Origin of the sequence: Salininema proteolyticum (genome assembly GCF_042685645.1) — a bacterium.
GTDB classification, from domain to species: Bacteria; Actinomycetota; Actinomycetes; order Mycobacteriales; family Micromonosporaceae; genus Salininema; species Salininema proteolyticum.
Window position 1 is genome coordinate 1,539,397 of sequence record NZ_JBHUNX010000001.1, and the last position, 19,184, is coordinate 1,558,580.

Annotated in this window: 22 protein-coding genes; 9 read left to right on the forward strand and 13 right to left on the reverse strand. The window is 62.8% G+C overall.

Translation table 11 applies throughout. From position 1 onward, the window contains the following. The first annotated feature begins 402 nt into the window (after window positions 1-402). A complete protein-coding gene (locus tag ACFTE1_RS07235) occupies window positions 403-1,272 on the forward strand; it encodes a helix-turn-helix domain-containing protein (RefSeq protein ID WP_380624822.1) in 870 nt (289 codons plus the stop codon). 134 nt (window positions 1,273-1,406) lie between these two features. Then, the gene (locus ACFTE1_RS07240) at window positions 1,407-1,949 is read left to right on the forward strand and encodes a thioredoxin family protein (protein WP_380624824.1); all 543 of its coding nucleotides are present in this window, start codon (window positions 1,407-1,409) and stop codon (window positions 1,947-1,949) included. On the opposite strand, the gene ACFTE1_RS07245 is transcribed toward ACFTE1_RS07240, so the two are convergent. After that, window positions 1,946-2,347, reverse strand: coding sequence for an SRPBCC domain-containing protein (locus tag ACFTE1_RS07245; RefSeq protein WP_380624826.1), 402 nt, complete (start codon window positions 2,345-2,347; stop codon window positions 1,946-1,948). The two genes, ACFTE1_RS07240 and ACFTE1_RS07245, sit on opposite strands and share 4 nt — an antisense overlap. Then, the gene (locus tag ACFTE1_RS07250) at window positions 2,344-3,183 is read right to left on the reverse strand and encodes an IS5 family transposase (RefSeq protein ID WP_380762640.1); all 840 of its coding nucleotides are present in this window, start codon (window positions 3,181-3,183) and stop codon (window positions 2,344-2,346) included. The genes ACFTE1_RS07245 and ACFTE1_RS07250 overlap by 4 nt, the downstream gene beginning before the upstream one ends. Window positions 3,184-3,244: 61 nt before the next feature. Between ACFTE1_RS07250 and ACFTE1_RS07255 the strand changes: the two genes are divergently transcribed. Both ACFTE1_RS07255 and ACFTE1_RS07260 read left to right on the forward strand, forming a co-directional pair. Further along, on the forward strand, window positions 3,245-3,850 hold the full coding sequence (locus ACFTE1_RS07255; RefSeq protein WP_380762643.1) for a transposase: 606 nt from the start codon (window positions 3,245-3,247) through the stop codon (window positions 3,848-3,850). A gap of 474 nt (window positions 3,851-4,324) precedes the next feature. Next, the gene (locus ACFTE1_RS07260; RefSeq protein ID WP_380624866.1) at window positions 4,325-4,879 is read left to right on the forward strand and encodes a DUF6879 family protein; all 555 of its coding nucleotides are present in this window, start codon (window positions 4,325-4,327) and stop codon (window positions 4,877-4,879) included. Window positions 4,880-5,045: 166 nt separating this feature from the next. Here the strand turns inward: ACFTE1_RS07260 and ACFTE1_RS07265 are convergent, their stop codons facing one another. Continuing rightward, a complete protein-coding gene (locus ACFTE1_RS07265) occupies window positions 5,046-5,369 on the reverse strand; it encodes a hypothetical protein (protein ID WP_380624864.1) in 324 nt (107 codons plus the stop codon). 174 nt (window positions 5,370-5,543) lie between these two features. Further along, a complete protein-coding gene (locus ACFTE1_RS07270; RefSeq protein WP_380624862.1) occupies window positions 5,544-6,605 on the reverse strand; it encodes a hypothetical protein in 1,062 nt (353 codons plus the stop codon). 203 nt (window positions 6,606-6,808) lie between these two features. Between ACFTE1_RS07270 and ACFTE1_RS07275 the strand changes: the two genes are divergently transcribed. The 3 genes from ACFTE1_RS07275 (at window position 6,809) to ACFTE1_RS07285 (ending at window position 9,826) form a co-directional block, all read left to right on the forward strand. After that, on the forward strand, window positions 6,809-7,261 hold the full coding sequence (locus tag ACFTE1_RS07275; RefSeq protein ID WP_380624860.1) for a hypothetical protein: 453 nt from the start codon (window positions 6,809-6,811) through the stop codon (window positions 7,259-7,261). Between the two features lie 173 nt (window positions 7,262-7,434). Beyond that, a complete protein-coding gene (locus ACFTE1_RS07280; protein WP_380762910.1) occupies window positions 7,435-8,442 on the forward strand; it encodes a restriction endonuclease in 1,008 nt (335 codons plus the stop codon). Window positions 8,443-8,986: 544 nt separating this feature from the next. Beyond that, a complete protein-coding gene (locus tag ACFTE1_RS07285) occupies window positions 8,987-9,826 on the forward strand; it encodes an IS5 family transposase (protein WP_380762594.1) in 840 nt (279 codons plus the stop codon). A 107-nt stretch (window positions 9,827-9,933) separates the two neighbouring features. Here the strand turns inward: ACFTE1_RS07285 and ACFTE1_RS07290 are convergent, their stop codons facing one another. The 5 genes from ACFTE1_RS07290 to ACFTE1_RS07310 form a co-directional block, all read right to left on the reverse strand. Next, a complete protein-coding gene (locus ACFTE1_RS07290) occupies window positions 9,934-11,136 on the reverse strand; it encodes an ABC transporter permease (RefSeq protein WP_380624836.1) in 1,203 nt (400 codons plus the stop codon). Beyond that, the gene (locus ACFTE1_RS07295; protein ID WP_380624838.1) at window positions 11,133-11,807 is read right to left on the reverse strand and encodes an ABC transporter ATP-binding protein; all 675 of its coding nucleotides are present in this window, start codon (window positions 11,805-11,807) and stop codon (window positions 11,133-11,135) included. The genes ACFTE1_RS07290 and ACFTE1_RS07295 overlap by 4 nt, the downstream gene beginning before the upstream one ends. Window positions 11,808-11,820: 13 nt before the next feature. Next, entirely contained in the window at window positions 11,821-13,371 is a 1,551-nt protein-coding gene (locus tag ACFTE1_RS07300; protein WP_380624840.1) for a hypothetical protein, read from the reverse strand. A 32-nt stretch (window positions 13,372-13,403) separates the two neighbouring features. Beyond that, window positions 13,404-13,922 carry a hypothetical protein gene (locus ACFTE1_RS07305; protein ID WP_380762646.1) on the reverse strand — a complete coding sequence of 173 codons (519 nt, stop codon included), beginning with the start codon at window positions 13,920-13,922 and terminating at the stop codon, window positions 13,404-13,406. 508 nt (window positions 13,923-14,430) lie between these two features. Continuing rightward, a complete protein-coding gene (locus ACFTE1_RS07310; protein ID WP_380624844.1) occupies window positions 14,431-15,192 on the reverse strand; it encodes a hypothetical protein in 762 nt (253 codons plus the stop codon). 124 nt (window positions 15,193-15,316) lie between these two features. Between ACFTE1_RS07310 and ACFTE1_RS07315 the strand changes: the two genes are divergently transcribed. After that, window positions 15,317-15,511 (forward strand): hypothetical protein, encoded by a 195-nt coding sequence (locus ACFTE1_RS07315; protein ID WP_380624846.1) that lies wholly within the window; start codon window positions 15,317-15,319, stop codon window positions 15,509-15,511. Between the two features lie 47 nt (window positions 15,512-15,558). Here the strand turns inward: ACFTE1_RS07315 and ACFTE1_RS07320 are convergent, their stop codons facing one another. Then, window positions 15,559-16,776 (reverse strand): RNA-guided endonuclease InsQ/TnpB family protein, encoded by a 1,218-nt coding sequence (locus tag ACFTE1_RS07320; RefSeq protein ID WP_380624848.1) that lies wholly within the window; start codon window positions 16,774-16,776, stop codon window positions 15,559-15,561. An 8-nt stretch (window positions 16,777-16,784) separates the two neighbouring features. Continuing rightward, complete coding sequence (gene tnpA, locus ACFTE1_RS07325) at window positions 16,785-17,219, reverse strand: IS200/IS605 family transposase (RefSeq protein WP_449329517.1); 435 nt, start codon at window positions 17,217-17,219, stop codon at window positions 16,785-16,787. A 201-nt stretch (window positions 17,220-17,420) separates the two neighbouring features. On the opposite strand from tnpA, the gene ACFTE1_RS07330 reads away from it, so the two are divergent. After that, on the forward strand, window positions 17,421-17,594 hold the full coding sequence (locus ACFTE1_RS07330) for a hypothetical protein (protein ID WP_380624852.1): 174 nt from the start codon (window positions 17,421-17,423) through the stop codon (window positions 17,592-17,594). Window positions 17,595-17,863: 269 nt separating this feature from the next. On the opposite strand, the gene ACFTE1_RS07335 is transcribed toward ACFTE1_RS07330, so the two are convergent. Both ACFTE1_RS07335 and ACFTE1_RS07340 read right to left on the reverse strand, forming a co-directional pair. Then, a complete protein-coding gene (locus ACFTE1_RS07335) occupies window positions 17,864-18,079 on the reverse strand; it encodes a hypothetical protein (RefSeq protein ID WP_380624853.1) in 216 nt (71 codons plus the stop codon). Between the two features lie 265 nt (window positions 18,080-18,344). Further along, on the reverse strand, window positions 18,345-19,142 hold the full coding sequence (locus ACFTE1_RS07340; protein WP_380624776.1) for a transposase family protein: 798 nt from the start codon (window positions 19,140-19,142) through the stop codon (window positions 18,345-18,347). Window positions 19,143-19,184: the final 42 nt, after the last annotated feature.

Here is a 19,184-nt window from a genome sequence, read left to right on the forward strand (position 1 = left end):
GACTCCTCCCAGCCTCTTTTCGACAGGCCGGTTTTGACATCAGTTCAACGCTTTTCGACGCTTCAAACAGGGCCCCAGCCAGAGTCTCTGACACTGGATTTCACGCAACGTCTCCGCAGTCCCCACCTGACAGCTCAACGCTGCCTTCTAAACGTATCGCTCACCACAGTCCCGTTACCGGTCATGCAGCATACGCCGGTTTGAGACCCCCTCCCGAAAGGCGATCTCGGAGGGCCAACCTCCATCAGCTACACAGCACCTCGAAAACAGTTACATCACCACCTTCGAGTCCGTGGCACACCGAAAAGGGCGCCCAGGCCTTCGTCGGCAAACGTTCCTGGACGCCTTCCACTAACCAACTGGTTCCGCAATGCGGCGCCAGAAAGGAGATTCCACGTTATCATGCGTCCCGACCTCATCACCGCTTGCCGCGAGCGTGTCCTCAAATGCCGCGAGAAGGTCGTCCTCCTCGTTCTCGCCACCTTCGCCGACGACGCGGCCACCACTCCGCGACTGCAGGCCACCGCGCTAGCCGAGTTGTGCGGTGTCTCCAAACGCACCGTCCAGCGCGCTCTGCGCGGGCTCGAAGACGTGGGGCTCGTCCAGCGCCACCGCGCCTACCGGCGGCCGAACAGTTTCACCATTTCAGTCGACACCGGGCACGCACCCGAGCCGACACCCGAACCCGCACCGGAACCGGCGCCCGTCCCGGCCGAAGCGCCGCCCGCGCCGCCCGCGCCGCCCGCGCCGCCCGCGGCGCCGGCGGCGCCGGCGGCTCCGGAACCGGCGCCGGTGAACCGTCCGGCGTCCGCACCGCAGGTGCAGCGGGAGGATACCGAACCTGAAGAGCCCGAGGTGGTCGTTGACGAGGGCGAGCTCGCCGAGGCGCTCCACGCGATCGGCGCGTTGTGGGACATACGCAGAGGGGGATTCAAGTACCTGCGCGACCATGTCGCCCCGCTGGTCGCCGAAGGTTGGGACGGTGAGAGCCTCTGCCGGTGGGTCGGGCCGCCCAATGGGACCATCAACAGCCCGTTCGGTGTGCTCAAGCACCGGTTGAAGCAGGTCGCGGTGTTCAATCCGCCGCTCAAGGACGGCAGGCGGCCGCACCGGAAGTTCAACTGCTGGACGTGCAACGTGCCCACCGACAATGACGACCGCTATTGCGACGGCTGCACCGCCGAACGCGCCAAACCCCGCACCAGGAGCCGCAGCTGGCAGGACATCGCCGAAGCCGAAGGAGTCGCCATCCCCAAACCGAGAGGGCGGTGACAGGTCCGTCGCCGTGCTCGGTGGGGCCGTATAAGTACAGCATGATCATTGGTCCGGTGTGGGGGAGAGGACGGCGCCTCCAGCGGATTAGACTGAGACGTGCAGATGTAGATTCCTATCAAGGAGTGAATAGAATGGCGGCGACTCCCTCTAGCATGGTCGAGCTCGGAACCCCTGCCCCGGACTTCGCCCTGCCCGACTTGAACGGGCAGGAGAGGACCCTGGCGGACTTCACCGGACGGGCGCTTCTTGTCGCGTTCACCTGCAACCACTGCCCGTTCGTAAAGCATGTCGAGGAAGTCTTCGGAAGGGTTGTCTCGGGCGTCGAAGGACTGGACGTGGTGGCGATCTGTTCGAACGACGCTGTGGACGTGCCGGATGACGGCCCGGAAGGGCTGGCCGACCAGGCAAAGCGCGCGGGATGGGACTTCCCGTACCTGATCGACGCGTCGCAGGAGACGGCGAAGGCCTACCACGCCGCGTGCACGCCGGACTTCTTCCTCTACGACGCCGATCGCAAGCTGGCGTACCGGGGACAGTTCGACGACTCGCGCCCGGGCAACGACGTCCCGGTGACCGGGAACGACTTGTCCGCGGCCATCGACGCGGTGCTCAACGGAGAGGTCCCCGAGGACCAGAAGCCGTCCATCGGCTGCAACATCAAATGGAAGAGTTAGGACGCGGCGTTCGGGCCCTGGGGTTCCTCGACCAGACGGGCGAGGTTGTCCAGGGCCATCGTCATGCCCTGGTCGTTCTGCTCCGGCGGGATCGCGTCGGGCACGTTCTCGTGCAGTATGGTCACCTCGGTGCCGCCGGCGACCGGCTCCAGCGAGGTCGTCATGGTCATCGTTCCCCGCAGGGCGTCGTCGCCGGTCTCGAAGGAGAACTCCTCGACGACCTCGACGTCGGGAACGAGAGCGAGGAACGTCCCCCGGTAGGTGTCCGTGTGCGCCTCGGACTTCCCCTTCTGCCCCTCGTCAGCGTAGGTCAGCGAAATGCGGAACGCCCCTCCCGCGCGCGGGTCGAAGACGTGGACGGTCGAGGACATCCCCTCAGAAGGCGTCTCTGCGGTCATGGTTCCATTTTGGATAGCTGTCGGGCCATGACGAAGATGCTGGCGACCAGCACGAACCCCTCGGCGTGCTCGGGCTTGCGCTCGTAATCACGGCAGAGTCGGCGCCGGTGCATGAGCCAGGCGAAGGATCTCTCCACCACCCAACGGCGTGGCTGTACCACGAACCCTCTCTGGCCTGCCAGTTTAGAAACGATCTCGACGACAAATCCATAGAGCTCTCGAGCGAGGTCGGCAATCGGGCTCTGGTAGCCGCTATCGGCCCAGACTCGGGCGATGGTCGGGAACCGCTGCGATAGGGCGAACAGGAGGTCGCGGGCGGCGGTCCGGTCCTGGACGCCGGCGCCGGTGACCATCACGACCAGGATCAGGCCCATGGTGTCGACGGCGATGTGTCTTTTGCGGCCGTTGATATTCTTCCCGCCGTCATAGCCCCTGGTCGCGGCCGGAACGGTCATGTCAGCCTTGACCGACTGGGAGTCGATGGAGACAGCTGAGGGTTCGGCCTTCCGCCCGGTGGCGTAGCGGAGCTTTTCACGAATGACGGTGTTTATGCGGTCCCACACACCGGCTGATACCCAGCGCGAATAGAACCCGTAGACGGTCTTGAACGGCGGGAAGTCGACCGGGAGGCTGCGCCATTTCGTGCCGGAGTCGGCGATGTACCGAATGGCGTCGACGATCGCCCGACGACAGTGGTGTTCATGCCCGCCTCGTCCGCTCAAGGCGGCCGGGACCGGCAGGAGCGGGGCGATCAGAGCCCACTCTGCATCGGTGCAGTCTGACGGATAGACGGAGGTGCGGGTCGTGTGAAGCCATGGGTCGCAGGTAGGATGCAAGGGAGCCTCTGGGGTTGTCGATCTTGTGGTTAAGAAAGACTGATACCAGAGGCTCTTTTTCTTGCCCCGGAAGGGGTCTCGACCCCAGAGATGGCTTCTCAGAGCGACCGGGGCACACGTGGTCATGAGGGCCGGCTCGCAGTTCCCGCTGACGCAGGCGAAGGTCCTGCCTGACGGGACGTACCTTGCCGAACTGCACAAGGCCGGGCGTGAGGCGATCACGGTGCGGGTGATCGAGTACTCGGTGACCACCACCGACCACGCCACCGGTGAGGTTACCGAAGGAGAGACCGTTCGCCTGATCACCGACCTGCTCGACGTGGAGGCCTACCCGGCGGAGGACTTCCCCGACCTCTACCGGTCCCGGTGGGTGTCCGAGGAAATTTTCGACGCGGTCAAGACCGATATGCGAGGCGGGACCGACGCCGTGCTCCGGTCGAGGTCGCCGGAACTGGCCCGCGGCGAGGCGTGGGCGCTGTTGTGCGTTTACCAGGCGATCGGGGACCTCGTCGTGCAGGTCGGCGACACGGCTGGCGAAAGCCCGGATCGGATCTCGTTCTCCGACACCCTGCGGTTCTTCCGTTCCACCATCACCTCGGTCGCCGAGGCTTTTTCCCCCTCGACAGTGGAAATCCGTCATCGACAGGGCCGTAGTGGAACTAACTAGGTTTCTGGTCAAGTCCCGGCCAGGGCGCCAGGCGCCCCGAGCGCGCCGCCGAGCCAACCACCGCTTCCGCGCCCGCCGAACCGACGAACCCGCCACCACCCGCGCCGATCACGACATCCACCTCAGCAATACTACCGCCCTACCTGCAAACATGAACTAAAGACGTGGCGTTGGTTCAAACTGGGCCTGTTGACCTTTGGGATAGGATTGATGCTGCGGCTGACCGCGGCGAACGTGACTGAGCCGACGAAGGCGAACACTGAGAACCCACATACTTGTGGAAGGACGACAACTTCGACACCGGCAACTGTCCGACCGTTTACAAGACCGAGAGCGGCTATGTCGTCCAGGCCCGGAAGCTCACCGACCCGGCCGACTGGACGGAACTTCGAGACCTCAACCCCAGCGAAGACGCCGTGGTCGCACCCCCGCAACGTCATCGACAAGTTCAAAGAGAACTGGAGCTGAAACTTCATGGAACGCGCCGTTCCCCAGCACGACCTACTCAACGTCCTGGATTCCACCGTCCGCAGCCTGTGGCGGCTGGAGCTGCAGCCCCGGTGCGAAGTCGGAGAGGGCGACGAGGTGGAGGCGTTCGGGAACGGCGCACCCCTCGACCCCAGCCGCCGGCAAGCTGCGTGGCATGATCTCGTCCGTTCCTGGCGCGCGCGGGGCGTCGACCTCCATCGCGTCCGCGTCCACGAGGACGCACCAACCCTGTATCAACAGTGGGTGCGGTGGACAGCGGCGTGGAACGCTGACGCTGGGGAGAGCTTCCGGTACGTCTCGAGGTCGGCGGCAATCACGGCCGACCCAGCGTTCGCTCTGCCAGCGGAGGACTACTGGTTTCTCGACAAGGAGCGGGTCCTGCGAATGCCGTTCGCCCCGGATGGGACGCCCGGCGACTATGTTCTAACGGATGAGGCTGGGGTCGTGGCGGAGGCCAACGGGCTCTGGAAGGTCGCTTTCTCTGTCTCGGCGCCAGAGTCGTTCTCCGGGATCGCCCGGCAGGTGGTGATCCAGCCATGAGTTGGATGGGGAGGGACTATTAGAAGCACCTCTTGACTGACGGCGGGCGGCCTTCCTCTGAGCCAGACATCTCCCCCTTAATGGGCGTCCCGCAGCCCGATGGGGGGCAGGTCAAGTTGGGCCAGGTTGGCATCGGTTGATTTCATTCAGGCACGGGCCTGGCGAGTCAGTCAATCGGGCGCGCTGCGAGCTTGGGCCATCCACCGCCTGGCGCCAGGCACACAATTTCGGTGTCGCCCTCTTCGACCTGGCTTTCTACGTCAATGTCGAGGATGGCAAGTGCGTCGGAGGCTGCGCTGTATTCGAGTTCGAATCCGTTGTCCTCGTTGATGGCATTGGCCAAAGCAGCGGTAAGAGGAGCGGTATGGATGGTTGCAGTTCCGTGTCGCTCTTCGGTAGACAGAGGCTTGAGCACGGCATCTGGAAGCTGTACTTGTACCTTGAAAGTCTCGGTTCCAATCCGCATCGTCGGATCTGTTATGCTTGTCATACCGCTGAGTTTAGGACTGCGCTGGTGTTTTCATCTGACCTTGGCCAGAGGCTGCCTGTCGGATTTCAGACGGCCTTATGTGCCGTTGGCGTCTTCCCGCCCGTGGTTGATGCAGTCGCCGGCGACTATCGTTGCCTGCCTGGTCAAATTCGTTCTTTTTCCAGGCCAGGCCATCTAGCTCTGCGACGGTCCCTTGCCCTTCTTGCGCTGTTTGCGCAGGCGCGCCTCGGCTTCGTGGCGTTTACGGATCGCCTCGTCATCGCGGACGACCGGCGCCTGCCGACGAGCGATGGGCGGTCGCCGACCTTGTGGGTCTCGCAGCGTGCGGGCGGCATCGAGACGCCATTTCTCCAGGACGGCAGGTAGGTTCTCTCTGGTCTGGAACCATGAGACCGCTGCTGCAAAGGAGTCATCCTCGAAGTCTGCAGCGGCCATCAACTCGGGTTTGAACAGGAGGTTTGTTGCGAATGGGAAGTAATGGCTGTTGTGAGATTCGGTGAACATCTTCATCCCTTGGACCTGCCGAATATCAGGGCAGAACGCTGCACCGATGATCAAAGCGGCACCAGCCATGGCCGTACCTGAGTCCTCGTTGTTCTCCGGGAGTGGGTTGCACAGGAGGTCAACGATGCGCCGCTCCTGGTCGTCGAGTTCGATCGCAGTTTCAGTGCGCAACGCCGTCTCGTACACTTCCCGGGCATCGTCGGCGCTGACGAGTGTGTGGGTCCGACGCAGATCGGCCATCTCGTACACGAGGACGTTTTCGCCTTTTTGCACGTCGCTTGCGTAGCCGAACACCGAGGCAGTGCTGGCGAAGCCGGCGAGCGTGAGCGTTTCGGGGCGACGTTGGCCCTTGCGGTACGGGTCGCCCAGGCGGGCGTACGGCGACGACACGTACGGGCACACCTGCGCGGCATACAATGCACAAATTTCATGCACTGGCGCCTCGGGGACCGCCACTGACGAGTCGACCTTCTGTATTTCCTCACCGAAAATCACCTGCCAGCGCAGTTCGTCACGGAACGGAAGCGCGCACACTGCGCACAGGTCGTACGTAGCGACAACAAGTTTCCGCTTTTCCGACAGGACACCGAAGTCGACGTCTCCTGGTTGTTGCGGGATGACACTGATGATGGGGTAACCCCGTGGGTCGACTTGAAGGTGGGACAAGCGGGCGGGCGGGGTGACCTCAGTGGGTCGACGACTTGCCTTGGGGATGAGACTGTCTCGTGACATGTGACGAGACTACCAGCCTCGGGAATACTGGTTCTTCTCTACGCCGGGGCACTGTGAAGGGACGAGTTCAGGCTGGCGCGGCTTGCAGCAGAGGTTGACGCACTTGGCCGGCAGAGAGGTTATTGAGAACAGAGACGGGGGTGTCGGTCGAGGTGCTCCACTACGGAACGGGGGTGGAACAGCTGGTCGGATAAAATGTGGTGATGGACAGAAAATCTCTTTCCTCTCCTACAGCGAGGTTCCTGGTCGCGTATCCCCTGGTTGTCGGTGCCGGTGCGGCGGTTGCGTTGTTGGCGCCGTGGTATGAGATGGCGTCGCTTCCGCCATGGCAGGCGGACGCGAGCACGAGAGTGACCGCGAACGGAAACTTCATCGGTGGAGTCTTGGGTACGGTCCTGTTCACGGCCGCTGTAGTGGTGACGGTGTGGGGATGTAGCAGAGTGACGCGCTCCGGTCTGATCGCCGGAGTTGTTCTAGCGTCCAGCATCGCGCCCGGCATGGTGCTTTTGGCGGCCATGGTCGCGGCCGGATGGTGGGGTGGTCTTTTGTGGCTGCTGCCTGCTGGCATGGCCGTGGTGTCACTTATAGAAGCGGTCCTGTCAATAAGGGAACGCCACGTGCCGGGTCCGGGACAGCAGGGATGGGCGCAGGCATGAAAAGGGCAACTTGCTTCAGGGAAGACGACATCGGAATGACCGTCTTGAGGCTTCGAACAGTAGTCGAGGACAATCGGTGGCAGGATTAATTGGAAGGGTGAGAGATCGTGAAACCCCCGAGCCCCCGCCACATCATGACGTGGGAGCAGGCAGAAGAGAATGCCGTCGACTGGATGCGGCACTGGGGTTTCAGCGACGCCCAAAAGACTCGACGAGGCAGCGACAACGGTATTGATGCCACCGCCGGTAGAGCCCTAGGACAAGTGAAATATGTGGCCTCCCAGGTAGGCCGCCCCGACCTTCAGCGCCTGTTCGGTGCCCGCGGTATCGGTGACCAACAGTTGTTCTTCTTCACTGGAACCGGCTACAGCAAACCGGCGCGGGACTACGCGGATGAAGTCGGGATGCGCCTGTTCGCCTACCAAGTCTCCGGAACTATGGAACCAGTGAACGGCCATGCCCACCGATTCCTTGCGGACACGAAGGAACAGCAAGAACATCTGCCACGGTTGCCCATCGCGGTAGACCTCCAGTCACCGTCATCTACGAGACATAGCAGTGATGAGCACGTGAACCCAGGAGGTCAACCCCGACCGCTGCGCCCCAGACAGCGTAGGGGACCGGACGGGATTCCCCGCCTTTTGCCGATTCCTTCTGACGAAACCCGAGCTGGCACTCCACACGATCAGGCGGACGTTCCGAACCGCACGAGCCGGCGCAGAAAACCGCCACGCTCGCCCTGGTCCTGCCTGCAGCGGGAACACCAGCATCACTGGGCTTTTCGGGTCACGATGTGTGTCCTCTTTACGCTCTTTCCATGGGTGACCATGTTCGAAGTTGACGCCCGGATAGTGTTCTACCCGTTTGGCCCGATCGGGGATCTACTCGTTGCCGCAGCTGTCACCGGGCTGTGCTGGAGGAACGCCTACAAGTTCATCAAGTGGCCATGCCGGGAGTTCTCTTATGCTGAACGGTTTTCCTGGAGAACGGCTAAAGTCACAACGGTTAGCATTTGGGTTGTCTCACTGCTCCTGACGCTGTTGCCGATGGCCAGCGTGGCGGGGGACGACCTCACTTTTCGGTTGTCATTTCCTGCCGTCGCCACCGTGAGTGTTGCTTCCTGGTGGGCTGCGGTCGCAATTCCACAGTTCACATGGTGGGACCTCAGGTCCGGGGCATAATGAGAAATCCTACGTAAGAGGCGGTCGCGCCCGCGTAGATGCGGTGGAACGCGAGGGCGGTCACGCTGTCTTCGGTGAGGTATTGGTGTGGGGGCGACATTTTGGTTGCACTCTTGGTACTCAGGTAATTGAGGTGGGTGAGGGAAAGTATGGTGGAGTTCCTGTCTCATCCCCTCGCCTGTTGGAGGCACTAGTGTCGGAAGACTCCGGTTCTAAACCACCATGGTGGATAGTTGCCGCACTGATCATGGAGTGGTTCCTGTTCAGGCGGGACATCATGTTCATAATCGACGTCATCCAGCAGGACGTGAGCGCCCTGGACGGTCTCCCACGGGCCGCCGCCGCTAGAACGTTCCAGCTTCACGGTCCCAGCAGGGACGCCGGTCGCGGTGACGGTGACGGTGGCTGTCGGGGGTTCGGTACGGCAGTAATGGTTGCAGGCATGAGAAGCTGTCTTTGGAGTCGGAGCCCCTGCGGCCCATAGAAAAAGAGCCTCTGGTATCAGTCTTTCTTAACCACAAGATCGACAACCCCAGAGGCTCCCTTGCATCCTACCTGCGACCCATGGCTTCACACGACCCGCACCTCCGTCTATCCGTCAGACTGCACCGATGCAGAGTGGGCTCTGATCGCCCCGCTCCTGCCGGTCCCGGCCGCCTTGAGCGGACGAGGCGGGCATGAACACCACTGTCGTCGGGCGATCGTCGACGCCATTCGGTACATCGCCGACTCCGGCACGAAATGGCGCAGCCTCCCGGTCGACTTCCCGCCGTTCAAGACCGTCTACGGGTTCTATTCGCGCTGGGTATCAGCCGGTGTGTGGGACCGCATAAACACCGTCATTCGTGAAAAGCTCCGCTACGCCACCGGGCGGAAGGCCGAACCCTCAGCTGTCTCCATCGACTCCCAGTCGGTCAAGGCTGACATGACCGTTCCGGCCGCGACCAGGGGCTATGACGGCGGGAAGAAGATCAACGGCCGCAAAAGACACATCGCCGTCGACACCATGGGCCTGATCCTGGTCGTGATGGTCACCGGCGCCGGCGTCCAGGACCGGACCGCCGCCCGCGACCTCCTGTTCGCCCTATCGCAGCGGTTCCCGACCATCGCCCGAGTCTGGGCCGATAGCGGCTACCAGAGCCCGATTGCCGACCTCGCTCGAGAGCTCTATGGATTTGTCGTCGAGATCGTTTCTAAACTGGCAGGCCAGAGAGGGTTCGTGGTACAGCCACGCCGTTGGGTGGTGGAGAGATCCTTCGCCTGGCTCATGCACCGGCGCCGACTCTGCCGTGATTACGAGCGCAAGCCCGAGCACGCCGAGGGGTTCGTGCTGGTCGCCAGCATCTTCGTCATGGCCCGACAGCTATCCAAAATGGAACCATGACCGCAGAGACGCCTTCTAACGACGCCGGGATCCTGCCCGATGAAGTGTTCGTCGAGTACAACGGGAAAGGCCGGACCTTCCAGTAAACTCCTATTCGCAGCTCGGGTTCAGGTACTGGCCGATCTCAACGCCACATCAGCTGGCACTCGTGTGGTCCGAGACAACGGCACGATCATGCCGGCGATCATGCCGAGGAACGGAGTGGCCAGGATGAACAACGTCAGACCGTCCGCGAACGTGTGAAGGTAGGCGGTGAGGACGGAGGCGTCGTGCCACCAGGACGCGAGGGCTATGGCGACGATACAGCTGGCCACGATCCCCGCGGCCAGGGCGCTAGCGGCGAACAGCACGAATTCACCTCCCATGAGTGCCATGATGCGTTTCGTTGTGAAGCCGATGGCTTTGAGGATGCCGATTTCACGTCGTCGGCTCGAGGTGACCGTGGCCGCGACAACGAGCCCAATGGCGAGGGAGAGAACGACAAGGAGCACGCCGAGTGCCGCGGCTGCTTGGTCGATGAGGGCGTAGGTGTCGTCGTACAAACCGATGCCATCGGACACGGGTATGGCGTAGTAGCCGGCATCGGACAGGTGACGGGCGATCTCGCGCGCCATTTCCGGGTCGCCTGTGGCGACGACCGCTTTCGCCACTCCTTGGGTCTCGAGGAGGCTCTCGGGTGTTGTTCCGTCGTTGTCCGCTCGGATGGCCAGTGCGTCGTCGCTGTGCAAGTAGAGAGAGTCGGGCCCGTTGAACGTTCCCACGGAGGCGTCGTACACGCCGACGACGGTGAACGTGTGGCTGCGGGTTTCACTGCCGGTGTTGGGGCCTGTGGCGACTGTTCCTTCGAACGCGACCTGGTCGCCGAGGAGACCGGACAAGTCTCTGCCGTCCACGGTGTCGGGAACGATGGCCTCGCCTGGGGCCAGCGGCCATACGTTCGCGCGTGTTGATTCCCTAACGATGGGCAGTCCCGTGGGCGTGTAGGGGACGGCCCACAACACGACGTGGTCGCTGCCGGTCGTGACACTGCCGCCGGTCGTTGTCCATGGCCACGCGTTCTCCACGCCGGGGAGGGCTGTGATGGTGTCCAGGTCGCTGTGGCGGATAGTTCCGCCGTCGGACTGGTTGACCAGAAGGGTGGCGGCGGGCCGGTCGGTGGCGATTTTCGCGTCAACGTCGAGGCGGTGGTGGGTGACGATCAGGCTGGCGGTCAACGCGGCGGTGATGACGAGGGCTATGAGCGCGGCCAGGAGCCACCGGGTGGTGAGGAGCCATCGTGTGTTGGTGAGGACGATCCAGAAATTGGTCATCTCTGTGGTTTCCTCTCCAGGTCGTGTACGTGACCGTGGTCGAGCGCGACAGTTCGGGTGGTGATCTGGTCGATCGTGGGGTCATGGGAGGCGACGAGGACGGCGGCGCCGTCGGCTGCCGCTTGGCGGAGCATGTCGAGAACGATGCGGCTGTTGTCGGCGTCCAGGCCGGAGACGGGTTCGTCCGCGAGAACGAGGCGTGGCTTGTTGACCAGTGCGCGGGCGAGAGCGGTGCGTTGTTTCTGGCCGCCGCTGAGGAACCTGGCCGGTTGGCGTGCCACGGCGGCTAGGCCGAGACTGTTTATGAGGTCGGTGGCGCGTGCGTCGGAGTCGGGGCCGGTCATGGCGATGCGGATGTTGTCGGCCACGCTGTAGCGGTCGATCAGGTTGAACTCTTGGAACACGAACCCGATATCGTGGTGGCGCAGGTGGGCTGCCTGTGAACCACAGTGGCGTGCCTCGGTGTCCCCGATGGTGACGGTGCCTGAGTCGGGTGCGATGAGAAGCCCGGCAATGCCCAACAGTGTGGTCTTGCCGCTGCCCGACAGTCCCGTAATGCCGACGACCTCGCGTTGGTCGACCGTGACATTGAGGTCCGACAGGACGCGGCGCTCTGTGGCGCCGTCCGGGTAGGACTTCGTGATGTCGGTCAGCGTCAGGACTGGAGGCATGGGTCTCCGTTCGTCATTGCAAGTGCGGGTTGAGACCACTGATGAGGGTCACGTACGTCGATGGAAGGTCGCAGTCGGTCACGCCGCGGCTGGATCGCGCCAACGTGGAGGCGTTGTCGCACGTGTAGACGTCCTGTTCCCAACTGGTGAACCCTTCCTTGCCGGTGGTGGGAACGTCAGCGGACTCGCCGGCTTGGTAGGCGGCCGCGACCTCACGCGTCGGCAGGTCGAACAGGGTCTCATCGTCGATACTGGCGTTGGTTGCGGCGAGGACGTCCGTACGCGTGGCCTCGTCCATCGGCGGTTCGGTCGTCCACGGTTCGATCCCAATGGCCAAGCGCGCGTAGTAGAGAGCCTCGGGACCGTCCGGCGGGGGAAGATCCGCGAGCGTGACCGCTGGACTGGCCTCGCCCAGTTGCCGTGCCATATTGACCGCTTCCACCACGACCGGAAGCGACTCGGGAGCGAGGGGACCCGCGACGATCGTGTCCAGGCCCCCGAGCGCCTTACTCGCCAGAGCATCGTCGAGGCTCCCGATCGTGTCGAGCGTCGCCGCGGCGTAGGCGAGAGCGAGCGCGTCCTCCTCGTTCTCGGCCCGCGTCACAGCCTCCCGCACCGCTTGTCGAGTGTCGGCGTCGATCACATCGCCGGCCACGTCCCACGTGGAGGCGATCGACGCGGCATAGTACGTGGCCCGCAGCGACCCGATCGTGGCGGCCTTGTCCGCGAACAGGCCACTGGCAGCGTCACCGCGCGCCAGGACCACGTCCGCCACGGCAGTGGTGTCCATGTCCTGGCCGCTCCACTGCACCCCGGTCGCATTGAGGTAGATCTCGAGGTTCGTCATCGCCTCCCATTCCTGGGAGAACGGCCGTCCCGGCACTGGGGTGTCCACATGTCCAGCGTGGTGTAGCCATGTCAAACCCCACGAATCCATGAGTGAGGCGAGGCCGGTGCCCGTTGGTGGCGTGAAGTCCGGCGGTGCGAGCCCCACCGGCTGGTCGGCGCGTTCCACAGTCTGCAGTACGCGAGCCCACTGGTAGGGAGAGTCCGAGGCAGCCAGCCCCTGGACGAGTTCGTCAACCAGCGACGGCGGTATAGCAGTGCCGGCGAGAACCTTCAGGTCGGCTTCCATGGCCTGGTTGAGCAGCTGGCAACCGGCGTCGGGACAGTCTGTCGCGGTGTAGGAGAGTTGTCCGTGCTCGGGCGCGTCGATGAGGGACCGCACCTGAGCGGCGAACCATGCCTCATCGAGCCCGTTCTCAGCGTCCGCGGTGGAGGCGTCGACAGCAGCAGCGAGTGTTGGCGACAGAGGATGGCCGACGGCGTTCAACGTTGCCGACGCATAATAGGTCGCCTCCAGGCTTGCGGGGCTGAGCGCGTGAGCGCTGGCGTAACCGAACAAGTCGTCATCGGTGCGAAACTGTTCAAGATCGGCTACGAGCCGGTCGGTGTAGTCATCCCCGCGGTGGCCAATGAACACCAACGCAGCGACGGCAACACCGACGACCACGACGCCGGCGGCCGCACTCCACAGGACCTGCTTCTTAGTCGTCAACGCCATGCCAGCAAACCCTCCTCTCTCTGATCCTCGTGCTACGTCAAAATGCTCGTCTGAGCGCTGGAATGAACGGTCTGCCCGTTGTAGAACGCTGACCCTGACACGTGCCCCTCGACGTACATGGTGCGCCAGTTGATCGTGAACGCACCAGATTGAAACGAACCTCGCTGGCCGGCGTCGTTGCGCCACGTCTCGGACACTTCGCTACTGGTCTGGCCGAACTCGGTGACCGACGAGGCGACGCCATATGACTGAAACGAGGTCGTGTTCTGGACCCAGTCATGTCCTGCCGCAGGCTTGCTGCCGCCCTCGATGACGACTTTCGTCTTCCATGGGAATTCGGGAGTTCCGACGATTTTGGTTTTAATCCACACGTCAGTGCGCAGCTTCGCCCCGTTGGTGAAGGGTGACGTGGCCGAGTCGTTGGCCTCTTCCTGCGGCTTTTCCTGCAGCTCAGTGGCCTGAACGGGTTGGCCGACGGCGACGAGAAGAACGAGCAGGGCTGCCACAGCAGCAAGGCTTGGGGCCACTCGTTGGCAGGCAGTGGACGTCATGGGTACCTCCTGACAGGTGGGAAACAGGAAATATCGTACGTTCAGTAATGCATTGGACACGAGTGGTTCTGAGAAGACAGAGTACCGCCATGAGAAACCGAGCAGCGCTCACTACCAGGCGAAACTCAACGAACAGGCGCATGAGCCACGAAGACGACCAGCAGACTCCACCAGGGGCCGCACCTTTATTCGCTGTGAACCGCGGACGGCACACGACACATCGACACCGCCTGGCCTGTCCAGCAGAAGCGGGCCACCTGTCAGAAACACGACAACACGCCACGTCCCACCTGCACCGTCACGCACTTCAGTTCGCACGATCCGCCACCACAGCCGTTCCTCTCACAACGCCATCCATCCCACGCCACGGCAGCATCGCCAACCAAACGAAACCCTTGCGACAGTCAACACGCCGCGAGAGGAAGCCTGGTAAACCCGAACGCTTGAGAACCCAACCGGACCGACACCTCGTCCACCACCGTCCAGAGCTGAAAACCTCACCAGGGCGTCACAGCGTCGCTCCAGGCAGCAGACCATGATTCGCTGCCGCAGCCAACGCCCTGTCGACCGCTGTCCCCAGTCGACCAGTGAACGGCCCATAGTCGAAATCCTGGCAGACGCTCCAGTCAATCCACGAACCCATGCCACCAAACACGTCCGACGCATCCGCAGCCGAAGCGAGCACGCGGCGCGCTCGCGCCGTATAGAGGCTTGCAGGGAACAGCGAGTCGACCCAATCGATCCGCTTTCCTGACCCACCGTCGTCGAGAGCACTGCGGGCTCGCTCGAACCAGCGCGTCCACATCATGTCGGCGGGCTCATGCCGGATGCAAGCGTCGATGATGCCGTCCAGTGCTTGCCTCAAGAGGTCCTCTTGTTCATCAATGTCCAGGCGATCAGGGCTGAGCGCCGTGGCTTGAGTGAGGATCGTATGGCCAACGAACTGTGATCGCCCAAATCGAGCACCCGACGGTGGCGCTACCGGCCTGTAGTCTCTTCGCGGCCACCACAACTCGCGGTGCGAATGGAAGTCGACGACCACAGCCATCGGAGAACGGCTCGGAGCAGTTGCAGCAGGGCGAATGCCATCGGGCCAGAGAAAATACGGCGCCGCCTCAACGGTCGCAATCACATCAGGATCAAGCCGGCCGACCCGCTCAACCAATGTCTCGCCGTTGACGAACCTAGTGGCGTTGCTCGAAACGAACCTGGAGCGCGGCAACTGGGTGCCGCTGACGCGGGCCCGAATCGTGGCCAGGAGCTCGTACATAACGGCCATATTTCCATGCATTTGCCCAGCGTATCCACGCACACCGACGCGAGCACCGCAACAGCGTCGACCGTGAAATCCAGCACGGTCACCGAACAGGCAGACCGCAGAGGCGTTGCGCTCCGTGACGAACCGCTTCAGGGGAAAGCCTGACTACGCCACCGAGCTGGCCCATGTTGTTGCCGACCTCAACCGCATCGAACGAGCGTCAGGACGAAAGGGACTCGCAGTATCGCGCTCTTCGACCAGGAGCGAGCGCGAGTCAGATCTCGTGGTTACCGTGGACAACGGCGAAGTCTCCACTTCGAAGGGGGAGTGACTCCTCCCCACGGGTAAATCCGTGGGGCTTCCGGTGGGCACGGCACTCTAGATGCCGTGCCCACCGAGGACCAGCCCGGCCCTGTAAGCGATGTTCTTGGCCGCGTTCACGTCCGCGTGATCAGTGTGTCCGCACGCGGTGCATTCGAATTTTTCGCCGTCGCGGCTGGCGGCGTCAACATGCTTGCACTCAAAACAGGTACGGGACGTGTTCCTGGGGTCCACCGTTCTCACCTCGCGCCCGGCCCATTCTGCCTTGGCGGTCAGGATTGCGATGAACTGTCCCCAGGCGGCGTCAACGATTCGCTTGTTGAGTACAGCTTTATTGGCAGCACCGTTAGGGAGGTACTGACCGGGGTTGCCGGGGTCCGGCTTAGGGGCCGGAGCCTTGGTCATGTTCTGGATCGACAGCTTCTCGACTGCGATCACGTCGAAACGGCGCACGAGTTCTAGCGCGGTCTTGTGTGCGTAGTCGCGGCGGGTGTCGGCGACCTTCCGATGCAGCTTGGCAACCTTACGGGCGGCTTGCCGGTGCCGAGAGGACCTGTCGTCACCCTTCCTGCTTCTCGGATATCGAGCCAGGGCTCTCTGCGCGGACGCCAACTTCTCTTCGCTGTTTTCCAGGGCGCGGTTATTCGTGACGTGTTCGCCCTGGGCGGTTGTCGCGAAGTGCGTGACACCCATGTCCACGCCCGTCGCCTGCGTGGTCTTCTCGACCTCGTCGGGAAGCGCGGTTTCGACCGACAGGACCAAGTACCATTTCGGGCCTTCGCGTTTGACGGTGAGGGTCTTGATCCTGCCGGCCGTTGGACGGTGCCGGTGGACGCGGACAGTACCAACTCCTTGCAGGCGGACGCGCGATACGCCGTCGTTCTTGGTGTCTCCGTCGATCCACTTGCAGCCGTCACCATCAGACGGCCAGGTCACTGAGTCGAACCTGTGGCGGGAGCGGAAACGCGGAAACCCGGGAGTCTGCCCCTGCCGGACACGTCGGAAGAAGTTCTCAAACGCCCGGTTCAACCGCCTGAGTGTGGCCTGCTGGCTGGAGAACGACCACCGTCCCTGTCCCTCGGTGTCGTCACGGCGGATGTGCTTCAACTGCGCGGACTGCTGCGTGTACGTGATCGACACTCCAGCCTTGGACCAGGCGGTGCGGCGCTCCTCCAGAGCGGCATTGTACAGCTCGGCGTGGTCAGTCAGCATCGCCTCCAACATCCGCCGCTGCGGACGGGTCGGCCGCAGCCGGTACTTGAACGCCTTGCGCACCGTAGCTGTCACTTCTTACCGCCCTTGGTTTTAACCCACGGGCGTTCCCACTGCGTGTCGATGTACCGTTTCACCGTCGCGGCAGACACGTTCCCTACCGTCGCGGCCAAGAACGACGACGACCACAACGTGGGCAGTCCTGTTTTCAGGTGCGGGAACTCAGATCGCCGCACACGCGAGGTGAACCCCTTGAACTGGTTGGCGATATGCGACGGGGAGGACTTCGGGTCGGCCTTGGCGAACAGGTGAACGTGGTCAGGCATGATCTCACACGCGATGATCTCCCAGTTCTTCTCAGCGGCTTTCTGCTTGATCAGCTCACGCAGGCGCTCAGCGACCCGTCCGCCGAGGACACGACGACGGTACTTCGGGCACCACACTACGTGGTACCCGAGGTCGTAGACGCCTCCTGAATAGCGGCGCACCGTTCGCGTGTCAGTCACACGCCTATTATGCATACAGCACAAGTAAACATATTAAACGTGGTCCTGCTCCGCAGGACGCCCGCCACAGCGGGGCTCCGATTCCTCACCCGGCTAAAGCCGGGCGTCCCCTCGGAGCGAACTGATGGCGTTTGTACTGCGGGAGCGCAAATTGCCACTATCCTGAAACCGCAACATCGACGAAGAAAGGAGGTAACGACCATGAGCCGTACGAACAAGGGCGACGGTGGCCGGCAAGCGATGGACAAAGAGTCCGCTTCTCGTATCCAGTCGGCATCGGACAAGAACCCCGACAGCAGCTCGGCAAAGTCTGGCTTTTCAGAGTGGTCCCAGTCCGCCGCAGACAAGCACGAGTCTGACCAAGAGAAGAAGTAGTCAGGTGGAAGCGTCTCCACGGCTCTAGTAGTCGAAGCGCCGGTTAGTGAAAGGACACCTGCGGGACAACTCCCGCATGGTGTGGCCCGAGGGGCCTGCCTAACTGTGCGCTCCTCGGGCCCACTTCCACGGTGAGGTCTCTGCATCTGCCACCTCATTTTCGTTCCCAAATACCTGCTCACACGGGCGCCTCACGTGGCATGAACGCGGTACAGGTAGTGGAGCCAGCAGGCTGAATGTGCAGCGATTACGCCGATGCGATGTGAACCCTACATATTGAGAGAACAAGGGTCAGTGTTCGCTCCGCACCGGACGACGGCCCATCTTTCGTTTTCCTTAGGGACGTAGGCGCCAGCGGTGAGCGCGGCCAACGCCGTCGCGGCGCCGTGTTCGACGCTGATGCGGCGGTAGCCCCAGAGGTTCTGAGGGGCTTCGACGATAGCTGTGTCTGACACGAGAACGGCCTTCACGTCTGTGTCAGTCATCAACTCAACTCTCCATCGTCGACGCGGGGCCAGCGAGCCTTGGAGCAGACCAGGTGGCGCTTTCAAACACGAAGTCCGAAGCATCGTCTCGTTTCACTGCCAGCATTCCGACAGTGAACCAGATCCCGGAGTACACGTCCTTCGACTCAAACTCGGGATCGTGCCCCCGGTTCCAAGGGCTGCAGTACTCGAAGCGTTTCGGTTTCAGACCAGTGAACTCTTTTCAACTGGCGCATCCATCGACGGTCACGTATGACTATGTGGACTAAATCTGTCCTTCATGGATCGTGAGGGCGATCCATGCATGGGCGGCCTGGCCGACCTTCTGCGGGCTGCACCGTGATCGGTTGAAGATGGCCCACTTCTTGAGCTGGGCGAAGCCTCGTTCGACCAGCGCTCGGATCGAGTTGACGACGTAGTTGTGTCGGAGCTTCGCCTCAGGGAGGTTGCGGCCTCTGATCGGTGTGGTGACGCCGGGGCCGGCGCCGATGTAGCCCTTGTCGGCGAAGATCTCCAGGTCAACCTTCCTGGCCAGGGTGAACACGCCATCAGCTCGCGCGGCGGTGAGATCGTGGACCGAACCAGGGTAGGCCGTCCCCAGCCACAGAAGATTCCCGTCAAGGTCGGTGATGCCCTGGAGAGTGACGGAGTGGTGCTTGTGCTTGGCACACCAGTGCCGGTCGACCTGCTCTCTCCAGGGGATGTCGGGGTCGCGGTAGTCGTGGAGGCGATCGGTTTCGCAGCAGGTTCCGTCCAGCAGGATCGTGCGGAGCCCACGTGAGCAGGCTGTCCATAGCGCCGCTTCCAGGCTGGGGGCGAGGGCGGCGAGGAGGTCGAGGACTTCACGGATGTAGCGCCAGGCGGTGGCGATCCCGACGCCGAATCCGGAGGCCAGCTCCGCGAGGGTGTCGTGTTTGACGAGGTAGACGAGGGCGAGCTTGGCCTGCCCGGCAGGGCCGAGCTTGCGCCAGTGGGTGCCGATGGCCGCCCGACGCTTCCTGATCAGGCGGGCAGTGAGCTGCAGACTTGCTTCCGAGAGGTTGATTGAGGCACGATAGTGCACTGGGGCTCCTTGTAACAGGCGGATTTAGAACACCTGCATGTT